Below are 16,902 nucleotides of genomic sequence, written 5' to 3' on the forward strand. Positions count from 1 at the left end.
ACTCGTTGAACCTATGCGACGCGGGACTCTGACGGGAGTTTCGGACCGAGATGTGGCTAATGGTCTAGTCCCGGCCTGGTCGCGGAGCGTCCGCCTGGAGGAGGCCCGGCGGACAGGGGGACATCGGGGCCGCTGTGGCCAATGGAGTGCTCTGTGATTCTTTGCGGCGGCCGACCGAAGCGATAAGGGCGGCCGCCGCGGAGCGCCCCGGAGGGCCGTCGGCGCACGTTCGGGATCTTGGCGCCGACTGCCGGGAGCGCAGCCCTCCCCAGCGCGCCATTGAGCTGGAGAGGGGGTGCCGGTGTACCGGCAAGGCGGACGCTAGCGGTCGAGAGGCTGCCTCAGATCCACTCTTCGGAGGTTGGGGTGGTCTAGTGACCTGAGTCAGAGATTCGGTGGCAGTAGGCGGCGACTTTGTCGATGGTTTCGTCGGCGGTCTTCGTCCAGACGAAGGGCTTGGGCCGGTCGTTCCAGTCGGTCAGCCAGGCCCGGATGTCGCGCTCGAGGGCCTGGACGGAGCGGTGGACTCCGCGCTTGAGCTTCTTCGGGGTGAGCTCGGCGAACCAACGCTCCACCAGGTTCAGCCACGACGCACTCGCCGGCGCGAAGTGCAGGTGAAAGCGAGGGTGCGCCAGCAGCCACTTCTTCACGTCCGGCGGCGCTGTCACGTTATCGATGTATGACATGGACGCGTCAGTGGATCTTTCGTTGGGCGCCCCGGATCGCATCGTCAGGCGAGAGATTTTCCGTGTCGGACACCTCGGAGGTGCCCAGATGTCCTGACGTGGCCACGCCAATCTCGATAACGCAACAGTGCCCTTTTCGTGAATCGAGGTAGCGCACGGGCGCTGCCTCCACACCGTGGCCTACCACGTACGCTTCAATGGCGCTTCTTGCCGTGAGGCGAAGATCACGGAATCCCGGGGATTGAATTGCGCCGCTACCGCTTGCTCTGGCTGTTTGTACCGTACGTGCTTTTCCTGGCGCCACTGCCCTGGGTCAACAGGTCAGAACCGGCGGTGGGGGGTGTGCCCTTCCTCATGTTCTGGATCATGTGCGCCACTCTGGCCACGCCCCTTGCCATCCTGGCGGCTGGTCAGCGGGGCGCACGTTGAAGGCCGGTGTCGCCACGGCCGTGCTGGCCGCGTTCCTGGTCCTGGCCGTCGTCCTTGGGCTACTCGCGGCCCGGGGCCGGGACTCCGGCGCCGGCACTGGTCTGGCGCACTGGTCGCTGGGCGGCCGCAGCATGGGGCCGCTCTTGAGCTGGGTGCTGCTGGCGGGCGAAGGGTACACCAGCTTCAGCTACCTGGGTGCGGCCGGGTGGGGATACGCCTACGGGGTCCCGGTGCTGTACGTCGTCGCGTACATGTCTTGCGGATTCGCTGTCCTCCATTTGGTCGGACCACTGCTCTGGAAGTACGCGCACACCCATCACCTCATCGGCATGAGCGATATCGTGGCCCACCGCTACCGGCGTCCCTGGCTCGGAGCGGTAGTGGCTGTCACGGCGACCGTATTCATGTTGCCCTACATCCAGTTGCAGATCATGGGTATGGGCGTCGTCGTCTCGACGGTCACCTACGGTGCGGTGAGCATCAACTGGTCCTACGCCGTGGCGTTCGTGGTCAGCACGGCTTTCATTATCGGCAGTGGGCTGCGCGGCAGCGCCTGGGTCTCGGTCCTCAAGGACGCGCTGGTCATCGGTACCCTCCTCTTCCTCGCGGCCTACCTGCCGTGGCACTATTTCGACGGATTCGGAGGATTGTTCGAGCAGGTGGCGGCCGATTACGCGCAGTGGCTTACCCTGCCGGGTCACGGCGCCGGGGCCGACGGCCGCGGAGAACTCGGCGTGACCTGGTTCGTCACGACGGTGGTCGTCAACTCTCTGGTCCTGATGGTGTTCCCCAGCACGGTCGCCGGGCTGCTGGCGGCGCGGGACGCCGATGTGGTGCGGCTCAACACGACGTGGCTCCCCTTCTATAACCTGCTGCTGTTCGTGCCGATGCTGCTTGGTATGACCGCCCTGTTTGTGGTGCCGGGCCTCACGGGGACCGAGACCGACCAGGCCCTGCTGCGGCTGGTGGTGGACGGCCTGCCCGCATGGGTGGTCGGCATCGTGGGCGTGGCCGCCGCGCTGTCCGCGCTGGTACCCATGGCGGTCTTCATGCTGGTGATCGGTACGATGTGGGGGCGCAGCGTACTGCCCCTCCTGTTTCGCACGATCTCCGACACCCGTCAGCACCAGAGCGCGAAGGCGGTCGTACTCGTCACGGGGGCGGTGGCGTTGGCGGCGACCTATCTGGCCCCCAGCACCCTGGTCCGCTTGTCGCTGGTCTCGTGCGAAGCCATGGCTCAGTTGCTTCCCCTGGTCGTACTGGGGCTCCTGTGGCGAGGACTGCATTTCACCGCCGGGGTGTCCGGCCTGGTGGTGGGCGCTCTGTTCGTGTTCATCCTGGTCTCCACGGGCAACGACCCCCTCGCCGGGGTGAACGCTGGCCTCATCGGCCTCGCTGCCAACCTGCTCACCGTCCTCGCGGTCACCGCGTCGAGGAAGGCGACACAACGTCACGATGACGACGACAGGCCGGATTCAGAAGTCCTGGCTTGGACACGCAACGTTTCCATCTGAGCTGTGTGACGACGAATCAGAACGCGGTGGCCGCAGCGGCCACGGTAGTGCACGAGGTGTGGGCCGGTTCCTTTGAGGGGCGCTGTCACGTTATCGATGCATGGCATGGACGCGCCAGTAGATCTTTCGGTGAGCGCCCCGGATTGCGTCGTCGGGCGAGAGATTCTCCGTGTCGGATACCTCGGAGGCGCCCAGAGTTCCTGACGCGGTCACGCCAATTTCGATAACGTGACAATGCCCCGAAACTCAATCAACCTGACAACGTCGGCTGCTCACCAGCTGGTTTCGCCCGCAAAATACTACGCGGCCCTCCGCAGGGTCTCCCGCTCGAGCTCGAGTTCCTTCACCCGCGCCCGCAGCTGCCGGTTCTCCTTCTCCATCGCGCTGGCCTCACCTGCCCCGGGCCGGGCGGCCTGCTCGCCCTCCCGCACCCCGACACGCAACGCCTCGTGGTGGACACCCCGGTCCTTGGCCACCGACACCTAGCTGCCTCCGGGCGTGGCCCGGTACAGCGCGACGGCATCGGCCCGGAACTCAGGCTGTACTTCGACGTCCCCAACGGGAACTCCTGTTCCTCGGATCTAACAATCCAATGATCAGGGTGTCCACGAGCAAGGGTCAGGCCCCGAGGTCGTCGAGGATGCGCAGGAACGGGCGGCGCAGGGTCACCACGGCGGGGCGAGAGTCCGAGTGCACGTACGCGGTGAGCAGACCCCGAGCGGTGGCCACGGCCGACTGTGGGTCCGCACCGGACAAGGCGTGAACGATCGCCTGGGTCGTGGGGGCGGCGATCTCTGCAAGCCGGGGCCGGGCGTCGGCCAGGACGGAGGCCAGGTCGAGCCGGTCGGCGAACGCCGCGACATCCTGGGCCAGCACCGACACGTGGACGGCCAGCCGATCGGCGGTCTCGACGGCGAGGACCAGGCGCTGCACCTCCCCTCGGTGCCGGCGATGCAGGGGGTTGAAACGCATGAGGCGCGCGGCCTCCTGGGCCCGCGCGGCGTGGCCGCGGACCGCCGCACAGTGCTCGGTGGCGGCGGCGAGGTTCTCGCGGGCGAGGACGAGGCCTGCGCCCACGGCGGCCACAGAACCGTCGATCCCTTGGATGAGGCGCGTACGGCAGTCCTCTACGAGGACGGGCAGGAAGCGGCGGGGGTCGGGGGGCCAGAGCAGGGGGGCGAGGAGGATCGTCACCACGGCCCCGGTTGCTGTCTCCCACAGGCGGTGGAAGGCGTACGCGTCGGGGGAGGGGTTGGCGAAGACCAGCAGGGATGAGACGGCCACTTGGAGGTTCAGGCCTCCAGCCCGCAGGATCATGCCCAGGGTCAGACCCACAGCCAGCACCAGGGCCAGGGCAGCGGTCGAAGGACGCATCAGGTTGAGGACCGTGATGCCTAGCAGCACACCCGCGACAACGCCGAGGACTCGCTGGAACGACACGGTCAGGGCACTCATGGGATCCCCACGCAGGGCCACGAGCGGCACGATGGCCGCGTAGACCGGCGGGCTGTCGGCGCCCAGCCAGAGGGCGGCCTGCCAGCCGACTACGCCGGTGACGAGGATCCGCGCCGCGGTGGGGCCATCCGTGGCTGCGATCTCGCGCACGCGGCCCGGGCGCGCCGCACGGGTGGTACCCACGCTGCTCATCCGTCCCTTTCGCCGTGTCGTTGAGGAACTGTACGAGCAGTGTGGCGCACGTGAGTCCGCGGCCGTGTGAACCGCCCCGGTGGGCGCTGTCACGTTATCCGGGTGGAGATGGGACGCAGGGCCCCGGCGAGTGCCTGGATCGTCCCGGTCTGGGGTGTTGATCTCGATGGTGGACCCCGGAAGTAGGTGAACACGGCACCTGTGGATCATGTAGTTCTCTATGCTGCAAGATCCACGAGGGTGCCGTGTTCGTTCCTCCATCATCCCCTTTTGCTGTCCCCGTGCCTCATGCGCCCTGCCTGGAACCCCTCGGGGAGGGCGCCGCCAAGGAGCAAGTCCGCTGCCTGGTCGCCGAGTTCGAGTCGGTCACCGACCCGAGAGGGGCGTTCGGGGTGCGTTACCGGCTCTCCTCGCTGCTGGCCGTGGTGGTCTGCGCGATGACTCCGTCCGGCCACGACTCGATCACCGCGGCAGCGGAGTGGTGCCGACGTGCGACGTCGGAGGAACTGGCCGCCTTCGGCCTGCCATACCACCCACTCCTCGGCCGCTACCGGGTGCCGAGCGAGAAGACCCTGCGCAGGGTCCTGGGGCGGCTCGATCCCGGTGAGATCGGCGCGGCCGGTTACGACTACCTCCGGCCTCTGCTGTCCGCACAGGCCCGCCGGCCGGAGCCGGTGATGCCCGACGGTGGCGCCGAGCGTGAACAGCACCGGGCCCATCGGGCGGCCGCCCGCGCCGAGCCGGTACGAATCCGGCTGCGGGCGATCGCGGTGGACGGCAAGTGCCTGCGCGGCGCGAAGCGCCCGGACGGCAGCCGGATCATCGTCCTGTCCGCCGTCCGTCACGGCGACATTCTCACTCTCGCTTCCCGCGAGATCGGCGCGAAGACCAACGAGATCCCCGAGTTCGCACCTCTCCTCGACGGAATCGACGACGCGGACCTCGCAGGGGTGGTCGTTACCGCCGATGCCCTCCACGCCCAACGCGACCACGCCACATACCTGCGCGAACGCGGCGCTCACTACCTGCTGACCATCAAGAACAACCAGCGCGGCCAGGCCCCGTCAGCTCCATGCCCTGCCCTGGAAGGAGATCCCCATGATCCACCGGGATGACGCCCGGGGCCCTGGCCGTCACGAGCAGCGGCTCGTGCAGGTCGTCACCGTCGACGGCTTGCTCTTCCCGCACGCGGCCCAGTTCTTGCCCATCCAGCGCAGACGCCGTCTCTATGGGGCGAAAAGCGGTCCAGCGAGACCGTCTACGCCATCACCGACCTGCCCGCCGAAGAAGCGAACGCAGCCGAGATCGCATCATGGGCCCGTCGGCACTGGACCGTGGAGAACACCGTCCACTGGTGCCGCGATGTCACCTTCAACGAGGACAAGTCCCAGGTCAGGGCCCACAACGCGCCCGCCGTAATCGCCGCCCTCCGCGACCTGATCCGCAGCACGCTCAAGCTCGCCGGCTACGTCAACACCGCCGTCCGCTTAGAGCTTGTAACACGATCATGAGCAGGCCTTCTTGAGGCGTCGCCAGCAGATCAGACTGCAGGCGAGGGAGACGAAGGCGTCGTGGAGCTCGGTGCGGCGTTCCCAGCGGACGGCGAGTCGTTTGAACTGGTGGAGCAGAGCGAAGGTCTGCTCGACGACGTAACGGAGCTCGCCCATGCCCTTGATGTTCGGGGCGCCCCTGCGGGAGATGACAGGCAGGATCCGCCGCTTGCGGAGCTCTTCGCGGCTCGGATCGGAGCCGTAGCCCTTGTCTCCGAGCAGGGCTTCTGGGCGCCTTCGAGGACGACCGGGGCGGCCGGCGACGGGTGGGACGCTGTCGACCAGGGCGAGGGTCTGGGTGACGTCGTTGACGTTCGACGCGGTCGTGATGACCTTGAGCGGGGTGCCGCGTCCGTCGCAGATCAGGTGGTGTTTGCTGCCTGTCTTGCGCCGGTCGACCGGCGACGGACCGGTGTCGGCACCCCCTTTTTCGCGCGGACATGGGAGCCGTCCACGCAGGCCCGCGACCAGTCGAGTCGGCCGGCCGCGTTCAGCCCGGCGAGCAGGATGCGGTGCAGCCGGTCGAAGACTCCTGCCCGCTGCCACCGCTCCAGGCAGCGCCAGCAGGTCTGTCCGGAGCCGAACCCCAGCTCCAGCGGCAGGAGTTGCCAGGCTATGTCGTTGCACAGGACGTAGAGAATGCCCTGGAGACAGAGCCGGTCCGCCACAGGCCGCGGCCCCGGCGCCCGCTCGGGCCAGGGCGGCAGCAACGGTTCGATCAGCGCCCACAAGTCGTCGTCCACGATCTACGGCCGAGTGCTCACAGCATCACAAACGGCCGAATCGTCAGACCGGTCACGCCCGACCAGCGCACCTCAACAAGATCGTGTTACGAGCTCTTAGGTATGTCTTTTTCGGGACAGTGCGATAAGTACCGGATTGGCCTTTCTCTATAGACGCCCGTTTCCATCGCCCCGTGAGAGCCGTGAAGAATATTTCGATCATCTCGACGGTGAGGGTGACCTGAGAGGTCTGCATCTCGTAGTATTCCACATACTCCTACATCGTCAGGCAGCCGTATCCCGTTTCGGAATATGGAGTCAACACATTCTCGAGCAAACTTTCACGCTCGCAAAACTGTAGACCCCTGGCCCGATTATGTGTGATGCGGCACTTCGTGCAAGCGACTTGTATAGTTCATTTTCGGAACTTTCGAGCACTTCCAAAATGAGGCGCGGGAAACTCATTTCCATTGGTGATTCCGTCCGGCTTCTGTTTTCGATGTCTGTGACGCCAGGCTCATTCTTATATTTTGGTAAACCCTTGTATGGCATGGCTTCCTGTTCGTGCACACATCAGGGAACCACCAACCATCCGAACACCCGAAACGGCCCGCCGAAGAAACCGGCGGACCGTCACGAAAGTGAACCGCCCCGGGTCGAATGGAGACTCGAATCCGTGAAAGGATCGAGTCATGGCACGCCCCTCCTCCTATCCCGCTGAGCTGCGTAGACGAGCGGTCCGCATGGTCGCCGAAGTCCGTAGCGACTACCCGAACGAGTCGGCCGCGATCAAGGCCGTGGCCGAGATGCTCGGCATCGGCTCGACCGAGACGCTGCGCAAGTGGGTCCGTCAGGACCAGATCGACTCTGGTGCCCGCTCCGGCGTGACCAGCGAGGAATCCGCGGGCGATGAAGAAAGAGATCGCCGAGCTGAAGCGGGCGAACGACATCCTGAAGGCCGCGGCGAGTTTCTTCGCGGCCGAACTCGACCGGCCACATCTTCGCTCGTAGCGTTCATCGACGAGCACCGGGACCGCTTCGGCGGCGTCGAGCCGGTCTGCGGGACGCTCACCGAGCACGACTGCAAGATCGCCCCCTCCACCTATTACGCCCACCGCAAACGGCTCGCCGAACCCTCCGCGCGGACCGTGCGCGACGAGGAACTCAAGCCCCTGATCCACCAGGGATTCAAGGACAACTCACCGCCGAGCGGCTCATGCGTGAGCTGGACATCAGCGGCGTCGTCCGCGGCAAGAAGGTGATCACCACGATCCCCGACGAGAAGGCCGAGCGGGCGCCGGACCGCGTCGAGCGCGACTTCGTCGCCGATGCCCCGAACCGCACCTGGGTCGCGGACTTCACGCACGTGGCGACCTGGGCCGGCGTCGTCTACGTCGCCTTCGTCGTGGACACCTTCTCCCGCCGCATCGTCGGCTGGTCCGCCGCCACATCGAAGGAAACCCAGCTCGTCCTGGACGCCTTGGAGATGGCCCTGTGGCAGCGCGACCGCGACCAACACTCCTACGTTCGAGGCGAGTTGATCCACCACACGGATGCCGGGTCGCAAGGCGGATTCAACTGGTCGTCGCAACACCTCGTGATCGTGGAGGTGTGGGGTGGTTCGTCGTCAGCAGGCAGCGGACAGGGCGGTGCGTCCGAAGTTGAGGTCTCCGGGGCATCCGAAGTACCAGCGTCATGTCGAGGCGGCGTTCTGGACGGAGATCGCCAAGGGCCTTCTTGCCGAGGAGGCCGCGGCCGTCGTCGGCGTGGCGCCGGCGGTCGCGACGCGCTGGTACCGCCAGTGTGGCGGCATGCGACCGTTCGATCCGAAGCCGCCTTCGGGCAGATACCTGTCGTTTCGCGAGCGGGAAGAAATCGCGCTTCTCAAAGCCCAGGGCAAAGGAGTGCGCGAGATCGCTCGAGATGTCGGTCGTGATCCTGGAACGATTTCCCGGGAACTGAGGCGCAACGCGGCCACGAGAGCCGGCAGGCGTGACTATCGGGCGTCCGTTGCCCAGTGGAAAGCCGACATGGCTGCACGCCGCCCGAAAGCGGCAAAGCTCGTTGCCAACCCGCGGTTGCACGCCTACGTCCAGGAGCGACTGTCCGGTCAGATCAGCACGCCATGCGGCAGGGCTATCGCAGGTCCTGCAACAGGCAACTGGACGGGACGGAACAAGCCGCATCGCGCGGATCGGGCATGGGTCCAGGCTTGGAGTCCGGAGCAGATCGCGAACCGGATCAAGCTGGAATTCCCGGATGATGAGTCCATGCGCATCAGCCACGAGGCGATCTACCAGGCCCTCTACATTCAGGGCCGCGGAGCGCTGAAACGCGAGCTCATTCTGTGTCTTCGAACCGGTCGCGCTCTGCGTGCGCCGCGGGCGCGTTCACGCCGGAAGACCTGGGCGCACGTGACGCCGGAAGCGTTGATCAGCGAGAGGCCCGCCGAGGTCGAGGACCGTGCTGTTCCCGGCCACTGGGAAGGGGACCTGATCATCGGGCTGGAGCGTTCCGCGATCGGCACCGTAGTCGAGCGGTCGACCCGGTTCACGATGCTGGTCGGGACAATCCCCCGAACGAAGAACGGCCCCGCCCTGGCCGGTTACGGAGCGATCTCCATGAAGAACGCACTCGCCAACACGATGTCGACGCTGCCCGAGCAGCTGAGGCGCTCTGTGACATGGGACCGCGGCAAGGAGATGTCGGCACACACGCAGTTCCGCATCGAGACCGGTATCCCTGTGTTCTTCGCCGATCCACACAGCCCATGGCAGCGAGGCACAAACGAGAACACGAACGGGCTCCCGCGTCAGTACTTCCCGAAAGGCACCGACCTTTCACGCTGGTCCGCCGAGGACATCGAAGCTGTCGCCCACGCACTGAACACCAGACCACGCAAGACACTCGGCTGGAAGACCCCAGCCGAGGCACTCAACGAGCAAGTACTGTTGCTCCAACAGGCCTGTGTTGCAACGACCGGTTGAGTCCAAGCAATACACGAGCTTCCGGCTCGCCGAGCACCTGGACGCCGCCGACCTCGCGGCGAGCATCGGCACGGTCGGCGACGCGCTAGACAACGCCCTGATGGAATCGACCGTCGGCCTCTACAAAACCGAGTTGCTTAAGACCGACCGGCAATAGGCAGCCTCTGTCGAGTGATCGAGCGCGGTGGATGCAGTGCGGGCACGGGTCCACGTGATCATGGAGTTCTCTACGCTCAGTGATCACGAAGGACGGCCGTGCCCGCGCTGCCATCTTGCCTGCTCGAACCCCTCTGGGACCAGTTCTCCGCCCTCCTGCCCGCCCGGCGAGAGTTCGCTGCGGACCACCCGCTGGGCTGCCACCGCCGCCGGATCGCTGACCGGACGGTCTTCGAGCACGTCGTGCTCGCGCTGGTCCACGGCTCAGGCTACGAGCGCATCTCCACCCCCGGATGCTCCGACCGCACCATCAGACGCCGCGTCAAGGAGTGGTCTGAACTGGGGATATCCGAGAAGGTCCACGCACTGGCTCTCGAGGCGCACGACCGGATGATCGGTCTCGGGCTGGGCGAGATCTCGGTGGACGGCTGCATCACCAAGGCCCCGTCCGGCGGTGAGAAGGCGGGACGCTCCCCGGTCGACCGGGGCAAGCAAGGACTGAAACGCTCGGTCGCCTCCGACGCCTGCGGTGTCCCGATCGGAATCGTCTCCGCCGGCGCGAACCGGCACGACTCACCCCTGCTGGGCCCCACCCTGGAGGCGGCGAAGGCACAGGTCGGCGCAATGCCGACGGCGGTCAACGTCAACCTCGACCGCGGCTACGACAGCACCACGTCCCGTGCGCTTATAGCCGAGTTGGGATTCACGGCCGAGATCGCGCGTAAGGGCGTGCCAGCCCCGATCCAAGCCGGCAAGCGCTGGGTGGTCGAGCGCACGCACTCGTGGATGAACGACTACGGCAAGCTGCGGCGCTGCACAGAGAAGAGCGGCAGCATCGTGGACTTCTACCTGTACCTGGCCGCCGCCCTCGTCACGCTCCGCATGCTCATCCGTCGAGCAACGAGCCGCTACCGCTGGGCCGACCGCCCCACCACCCGACGCCTCAAGTGATCCATTTGCCGGTCGGTCTAAGCCGCAGCGGCCCTGGAAGACCCTCGCTCAGGTCGAGCTCGCTACCGCCGAGTGGGTCGACTGGTACTGCCACCGACGCCTGCACGGTGAGATAGGCCACGCCCCGCCCGTCGAGTACGAGAACAACTACTACCTCACGACCACGAAACCCCAGGTCACAACCACTATCTGAGATCTCTACCGAACCCGGAACGGTTCACGCTGACCTGCACCGCGTCGGGCAGGACCCGGCGGATGGCTTCGGCGTAGGTAGTGGAGCCGTCGCGGCATACGACCTCGACGCCCGGATGCTCGCGCAGCCACGCTTCCAGCGTGCCGGCTGTCCGGTCGGGCAGCACGTCAATCCGCTCATGCGTTTCCGCGTCGATCACCATGGTCGCGTATCGGTGCCGCCGGCGCAGGGCGAAGTCGTCGACACCGATCACGCGGGGCACCCGTTCGGTGGGCAGCGCAACACGTAGCAGGGTTCGCAAGGCCGTGTGACGCGACAGGCCCATCGCGAGTATCGCCAGCAGACGCGATCCCGCCCGGCCCGCCAACTCCTTGACCACGGCCTTGACCTGCCTGTTCAGGCGGGCTGTGCGCCGCTGATATCGCTCCAACACCCCCGGCAGCTGCTCGCGGAAGGTGTGACGGCAGCCGCGGGTCGGACACACCAGACGCCGAACCCGGACACGGGGACCACAACCCGCCGGCCGTCGATCGGGAGGTCGGCTACCGTCCGCCAGTGATAGCCGTGGACCCGCCCCGACAACTCTCCGCACATCGGGCAGACCGCGGTCGTTCCCGGAGTCCGTACCCTCACTACAACGCGTTCACCCTCGTCGACCACATTCTCGATGACCAGCGGGGATATCCCCGAAAACACCGTCGCCACCAGCTCGTTGAGACTCTCCACACCGACATCAACGACCTACGCCACTGTGAGACAGGGTCGTTGACCGTACAGACCCCCCACACTGATCGGCTACACCACGAAGAAGGACACCATCAGCAGCTCGGCAACGTGCCGAATGGGGGAGTCTCCGTGCTCGACCTTCGGGGGAGGTGGTCCCGCCCGTGAAGCGGGACGATCTCCCCTCGTGCCGAAGCCTCCTGAATGGACATCAGGAATCAGGTGACGGCAAAAGGCTTCTCGGAAAGTTGAGGCATTCATGAAAACGGCAGCATTACTTGCCGGTGCATCCACTGTGGGTGCACTGCTGTTGTGGGCTCCCGTGGCGGACGCGGAGACGGCTCCGCCGCAGGCTAACACCTCCACTGCCAGGGCTGCTTTCGGCACCGGCGGTCTGGGGGTGGTGCAGGGGAAGAAGTACGTTCTGGAACACCTCGTCGAGACCACTGTTCCCGCCAAGGCCGGCAGCATCAGGGTTCTTGCATTGGACGGCCCCCCGAACGTCTCCAGCCGGCCTGGGGAGGTCTTCTTCCTTTACGATCCGTCCGAACGGAGCGTCACCGGGTCGTTCTGGCTCAGCGGTGACACGGCCGCGACGGAGGTCGACGACTGGCGGCAGGTCAAGTTCTCCTACCCCTCACGGTCTCAGCAGCGCATCGAGGTGCGCTACGGCAGCTTCGCCACCCCTCAGACAGCCGACATCGTGGCATCGGTCACGCGCTCACACGACCAGAAGTCCGCCGAGCCCGTCCTGATAGACGACGCCTTCACCGAGTCGGAACAAGGCTGGAAACAGTTCATCGCCGACGTGCATGCCGACAGTCCCCTGGAGGACTTCGAACTCCACTACGGCCTCGACCAGATCCCCGCGCCACTGGACGCCATGGGCCGCGCGCTTCACATGACCGGACACAACCGCAGCGACGACCTCGCCATGTTCGCGACCAAGGAACTCGGGCCGCGGCACGGCATCAAGCCGAACACGAACTACCGCATCGACTACGACTTCGACATCGCCACCAATGCCTATAGCGGTGTAGGTATCGGTGGTGACCCCGGCGGCTCGGTGTACGTCAAGGCGGGCGCCGTCTCCATCAAGCCCGCAACCGTGCGTGAGGCGGGCCTGCTACGCGCGAACTTCGACCACGGCAACCAGTCGGAGGACGGCAAGGACGCAGTCGTGCTCGGCAACCTGATCAAGCCGTCGGGCCTTGAGGACGACACCTACGAACTCAAGCACTTCAACAATACCGACAAGCCGCTCAGTGCCACCTCCGACGCCCAGGGACGACTCTGGCTGGTCGTGGGCACCGACTCCGGCTACGAAGGCATCACTCACGTCTACTTCCCCCGCATCGGCGCCACCCTCACGCCGGTCCCGTAAGAGGGCGTTTAGTCCAGATCTGCACGGCTTTACGCAGGTCTGGTCTTCGCTTGCTCTGGGGTTGTTGAGGCTGGTGTGAGTGATGATGTGTGAGTGGTGATTCAGTCGCCGTGTTGGCCTGGCTGCTCCTGTTTCATCCCAAGACGCCGTGTTGTGCGCCGTGTGGTTCGGGCGCCGGTATCTGCGCCCGGACCCACCAGGCCGTAGACGGGTAGCTCGGAATCATGCCTGAACGCCGTCGATACCCAAGCGATCTGTCGGATGCCCGGTGGGAGTTGGTCGAGCCGGTCCTGACCGCGTGACGATCCGAGCGCCGCGGCCGCGGCCTGGACATCGGCCGGCCTCCGGATCACGACCTGCGCAGCCTGCTGGACGCGGTCCTCTATGTGAATCGGACCGGGATCCCCTGGCGCTACCTGCCGCACGACTACCCGCACTGGAACACGGTCTACGCGTACTTCGCGCGCTGGCAGGAAGAGGGCGTCTTCGACCAGCTCAACACTCTCCCGTGCCGGCAAGTCCGCAGGCAGGAAGGCCGCGAGGAGGAGCCGACCGCGTGTGTCATCGACTCGCAGAGCATCAAAACCTCCGCCAACGTCCCGGCCGGCGAGCAGGGCGTCGATGCCGGGAAGAAGATCGTGGGCCGCAAGCGGAGCATCGTCATCGACACCGTCGGCCTCCTCCTGACGGTGCTGGTCACCGCCGAGCATCCCACGGTCCGCAAGACCTGGGTCGACGGCGGCTACCGCCAGCACCTCGTCGAGCACGCCGCCACCCTCGGCATCGACATGCACATCGTCCGCCGAGACCTCGCCACCAGGGGATTTACCGTCCTACCGCGCCGTTGGGCCGTCGAGAGAACCCTGGGCTGGCTCATGAACCACCGCCGCCTGGCCCGCGATTACGAAGCCCACTCGCACCGCTCCGAAGCCATGATCCACCTCGCGATGGTCAACCTCATGACCCGCAGACTCACCGCCGAATCCACCCGGGACTGTAAAAGAAACGGTGTAACTCCGATCATGGAGGATTGCACCTGTGACCAGCGAGAACATAGCGACACCGTCCGAGGCGGAGGCCGTGTCGGCGGGCGTGGATGACCGGTTCCTGAACGAGCTCGTGGCCCGGGCTCAGGCCGAGGGTCTGCAGCTGACGGGCGAGGGCGGGCTGCTGCAGCAGCTGACGAAGCGGCTGCTGGAGTCCGCTCTCGAGGGCGAGATGACGGACCATCTCGGTTATGACCGGCACGATCCGGCCGGTAAGAACGGCGGCAACTCAAGGAACGGGAAGCGCTCCAAGACCGTTCTCACGGATGTCGGTCCGGTGGAGATCGAGGTGCCGCGGGACCGCGAGGGAGCGTTCGAGCCGCAGATCGTCAAGAAGCGTCAGCGCCGGCTGACCGGCGTCGACGAGATGGTCCTGTCACTCTCCGCGAAGGGCCTGACCCACGGTGAGATATCAGCCCATCTGGCCGAGGTCTACGGAGCCGAGGTCTCCAAGCAGACCATCTCCACGATCACCGAATCGGTGATGGACGGCATGGCCGAATGGCAGGCCAGTCCCCTCGACCGCGGCGTCTATCCGGTCGTGTTCATCGACTGCATCAACGTGAAGATCCGCGACGGCCAGGTCGCCAACCGCCCCATCTACATGGCCCTCGCGGTCACGGCCGAAGGCCACCGCGACATCCTCGGCCTGTGGGCCGGCGGCGAAGGAGGAGAAGGGGCCAAGCACTGGCTGCGGGTCCTGACCGAGCTGAAGAACCGCGGCGTCGAGGACGTCCTCATGCTGGTCTGCGACGGGCTGAAGGGTCTGCCCGACGCGGTCGGGGAGGTCTGGCCCCAGACCGTCGTCCAGACCTGCGTCGTCCACCTGCTGCGGGCCTCGTTCCGCTATGCAGGCCGCCAGGGCTGGGACAAGATCGCCAAAGCCTTGAAGCCGGTCTACACCGCTCCGACCGAGGACGCGGCCACCAGCAGGTTCCTCGAGTTCTGCGAGGAATGGGGACAGAAGTACCCGGCGATCCTCAGGGCGGTTGCAAGTTCCGGGGTCGTGCGAGCCGGTCGGTGTTGTGGCGGGTTGGGGTGGTTAGAGGAGCAGGCGCGGGCTTCGTGATCATTTGGGTGTCTACGCCCGTTGATCATGAGGTGGCCCGTGCCTGCTGCCATATCTTCTCCCGTCCCGGCTGTGCTTGTGAGGCTGGGTCCGCTGGACGCTGACCGGGTCGCTGATCTGCGCCCCTACTTCGATGCAGTGCCCGATCCGCGCTCACTGCGGGGCCGCTGGTACTCACTGACCGCGGTCCTGCTGGTGTGTGCCTGCGCGGTCGTCTCGGGAGCCAGGAGCATCGACGAGCTCGCCGAGTGGGGCCAGCGCGCCTCGGACACACTCCTGACAGTGATCGGTATCCGCCGTCACCTGCTCGGATGGCGGCGCGCCCCGTCGCCGGCCACGATCGGTCGCGTGCTGGGGGCTGTCGACGGCGATGTGCTGGACCGGGCGGTGGGCGCCTACCTGGCCGACCGGCACCGTGCTGCCACCGAGCCCACCCGGACACCACCCTCGGCGTCGGAGCGGCTGCGTGTGATCGCTGTCGACGGCAAAGCACTCAAGGGATCAGCCCGTCTCACCGCGAAGCGCCGACACCTGCTCTCCGCGGTCACACACGGCACCGTCGTCACCATCGCCCAGGTGGAGGTCGGCGCGAAGACGAACGAGACCACACACTTCCAACCGCTTCTGACACCGCTGGACCTGGCCGGCACCGTCGTCACCTTCGACGCCCTCCACTCGGTCCGAGCGAACATCACCTGGCTGGTCGAGACCAAGAAGGCCCACTACATCGCCGTGATCAAGACCAACCAGCCGACGGCTCACCGCCAGCTCGCATCCCTGCCGTGGCGGGACATCTCCATCCAGCACACCGCCTCCGCCACCGGGCACGGCAGGCGCGAGTCCCGCTCGGTCAAGACCTGCGCCGTCCCCGACCAACTCGGCGGGATCGCTTTTCCCCACGCCCGCCTGGCCATCCGCATCCACCGGCGCCGCAAGCAGACCGGCCAGCGCGAGACCCGGGAGAGCGTCTACGCCGTCACCAGCCTCGACGCCCACCAAGCCACCCCAGCCGACCTGGCCGCCGCAATCCGCGGGCACTGGGGCATCGAGAACTCCTCGCACCACACCAGGGACGTCACTTTCGCCGAGGACCGCCTCCACCGTCCACACCCGAACCGCACCCCGCGCGATGGCAACTCTCCGCAACCTCGCCATCGGCGCCCTGAAAACCCTCGGCGCCGCCAACATCGCCAAGACCACCCGAGCCATCCGCCACGAACCGCAACGAGCACTCGGCATCCTGGGCATCACCCACGATCCGGACACCCACGGAACTTGATCAAGCCCTGGGCGATCCTCAGGTTGTGGGAGAACGCCTGGCCGGAGTTCGTTCCGTTCCTGCAGTTCGACGCCGAGATCCGCCGGATCGTCTGCACGACCAACGCGATCGAGTCCGTCAACGCCAGGATCCGCCGGGCGGTGCGTGCCCGCGGCCACTTCCCCTCGGAGAACTCCGCCATGAAGTGCGTCTACCTCGCGGTGATGTCCCTCGCCCCGACCGGCGCCGGCCGCAAACGCTGGACGACCCGCTGGAAGCGGGCCCTCCAGGCCTTCGACATCGCCTTCGACGGACGCCTCACCAACAACCGAATCTGACCTACAAGCCAACCACGGTTACACCGTTTACTGGACAGACCCATCCACCCCCGCATGGCGTGGTCTATGAACTGCACCTAACCCGGCAATCTGGGATGAAACAACGGGATGAAACGCCCTCTGAGCGAACAGCGGCAGAGACCCGGCGCAGTATCTGGGGGGTTCGGCGTCCCCGTTCTAGGCAGCCGGGGTCAGGCGGGGGGATGGCGTCCCGCCAAGTGGTGTAGGGGATCAAGGGGCGAAGTCGCA

9 protein-coding genes and 11 pseudogenes are annotated in these 16,902 nt (G+C 66.2%); 15 read left to right on the forward strand and 5 right to left on the reverse strand.

The genetic code is table 11. The features are described from left to right. Positions 1–371 precede the first annotated feature (371 nt). A pseudogene (locus OG435_RS48160) lies at positions 372–656 on the reverse strand (IS630 family transposase); the annotation flags it as partial. A gap of 315 nt (positions 657–971) precedes the next feature. Between OG435_RS48160 and OG435_RS48165 the strand changes: the two are divergent. After that, positions 972–1,115: a DUF3311 domain-containing protein gene (locus OG435_RS48165; RefSeq protein WP_430625882.1), complete on the forward strand. Its 144-nt coding sequence runs from the start codon at positions 972–974 to the stop codon at positions 1,113–1,115. Beyond that, complete coding sequence (locus OG435_RS48170; RefSeq protein ID WP_266888092.1) at positions 1,112–2,629, forward strand: sodium:solute symporter family protein; 1,518 nt, start codon at positions 1,112–1,114, stop codon at positions 2,627–2,629. The genes OG435_RS48165 and OG435_RS48170 overlap by 4 nt, the downstream gene beginning before the upstream one ends. Before the next feature lie 299 nt (positions 2,630–2,928). Here the strand turns inward: OG435_RS48170 and OG435_RS48175 are convergent, their stop codons facing one another. Further along, positions 2,929–3,111, reverse strand: coding sequence for a hypothetical protein (locus OG435_RS48175; protein WP_266888094.1), 183 nt, complete (start codon positions 3,109–3,111; stop codon positions 2,929–2,931). Positions 3,112–3,247: 136 nt separating this feature from the next. Continuing rightward, positions 3,248–4,267, reverse strand: a complete 1,020-nt coding sequence (locus OG435_RS48180) for an FUSC family protein (protein WP_266888096.1) — start codon at positions 4,265–4,267, stop codon at positions 3,248–3,250. 290 nt (positions 4,268–4,557) lie between these two features. On the opposite strand from OG435_RS48180, the gene OG435_RS48185 reads away from it, so the two are divergent. After that, positions 4,558–5,391, forward strand: coding sequence for a transposase family protein (locus OG435_RS48185; RefSeq protein ID WP_323188060.1), 834 nt, complete (start codon positions 4,558–4,560; stop codon positions 5,389–5,391). Between the two features lie 117 nt (positions 5,392–5,508). After that, positions 5,509–5,787 (forward strand): annotated as a pseudogene (locus OG435_RS50295) (transposase); the annotation flags it as partial. On the opposite strand, the gene OG435_RS48190 reads toward OG435_RS50295, so the two are convergent. After that, positions 5,782–6,572, reverse strand: a protein-coding gene (locus OG435_RS48190; RefSeq protein ID WP_266888201.1) for an IS5 family transposase whose coding sequence is annotated in 2 segments (ribosomal slippage) — positions 5,782–6,251 and positions 6,251–6,572 — 792 coding nt in all. Because the reading frame shifts where the segments join, the coding sequence is not laid out codon by codon here. The pseudogene OG435_RS50295 and the gene OG435_RS48190 overlap by 6 nt on opposite strands. A 668-nt stretch (positions 6,573–7,240) precedes the next feature. Here OG435_RS48190 and OG435_RS50890 point away from each other — a divergent pair. The 6 genes and pseudogenes from OG435_RS50890 to OG435_RS48215 all read left to right on the forward strand — a co-directional run. Next, positions 7,241–7,549 (forward strand): annotated as a pseudogene (locus OG435_RS50890) (transposase); the annotation flags it as partial. Positions 7,550–7,764: 215 nt separating this feature from the next. Beyond that, a pseudogene (locus tag OG435_RS50895) lies at positions 7,765–8,103 on the forward strand (DDE-type integrase/transposase/recombinase); the annotation flags it as partial. A gap of 61 nt (positions 8,104–8,164) precedes the next feature. Continuing rightward, positions 8,165–9,535: an IS30 family transposase gene (locus OG435_RS48200; RefSeq protein WP_430625874.1), complete on the forward strand. Its 1,371-nt coding sequence runs from the start codon at positions 8,165–8,167 to the stop codon at positions 9,533–9,535. 7 nt (positions 9,536–9,542) lie between these two features. After that, positions 9,543–9,677 (forward strand): annotated as a pseudogene (locus OG435_RS48205) (IS3 family transposase); the annotation flags it as partial. A gap of 113 nt (positions 9,678–9,790) precedes the next feature. Further along, the gene (locus tag OG435_RS48210) at positions 9,791–10,642 is read left to right on the forward strand and encodes an IS5 family transposase (RefSeq protein ID WP_266875534.1); all 852 of its coding nucleotides are present in this window, start codon (positions 9,791–9,793) and stop codon (positions 10,640–10,642) included. Between the two features lie 34 nt (positions 10,643–10,676). After that, positions 10,677–10,835, forward strand: a pseudogene (locus tag OG435_RS48215) (integrase core domain-containing protein); the annotation flags it as partial. 28 nt (positions 10,836–10,863) lie between these two features. On the opposite strand, the pseudogene OG435_RS48220 reads toward OG435_RS48215, so the two are convergent. Further along, positions 10,864–11,561: pseudogene (locus tag OG435_RS48220) on the reverse strand (ISL3 family transposase); the annotation flags it as partial. A gap of 292 nt (positions 11,562–11,853) precedes the next feature. On the opposite strand from OG435_RS48220, the gene OG435_RS48225 reads away from it, so the two are divergent. The 5 genes and pseudogenes from OG435_RS48225 to OG435_RS48245 form a co-directional block, all read left to right on the forward strand. Beyond that, the gene (locus OG435_RS48225; RefSeq protein WP_266888100.1) at positions 11,854–12,942 is read left to right on the forward strand and encodes a hypothetical protein; all 1,089 of its coding nucleotides are present in this window, start codon (positions 11,854–11,856) and stop codon (positions 12,940–12,942) included. Between the two features lie 224 nt (positions 12,943–13,166). Continuing rightward, positions 13,167–13,931 (forward strand): annotated as a pseudogene (locus OG435_RS48230) (IS5 family transposase); the annotation flags it as partial. Between the two features lie 91 nt (positions 13,932–14,022). Next, positions 14,023–14,973, forward strand: a pseudogene (locus OG435_RS48235) (IS256 family transposase); the annotation flags it as partial. A 111-nt stretch (positions 14,974–15,084) separates the two neighbouring features. Beyond that, positions 15,085–16,101: pseudogene (locus OG435_RS48240) on the forward strand (ISAs1 family transposase); the annotation flags it as partial. Positions 16,102–16,347: 246 nt separating this feature from the next. Next, positions 16,348–16,653: pseudogene (locus OG435_RS48245) on the forward strand (transposase); the annotation flags it as partial. Between the last annotated feature and the right edge of the window lie 249 nt (positions 16,654–16,902).

The sequence above is a fragment of the Streptomyces sp. NBC_01264 genome, from assembly GCF_026340675.1.
Taxonomy (GTDB): Bacteria; Actinomycetota; Actinomycetes; order Streptomycetales; family Streptomycetaceae; genus Streptomyces.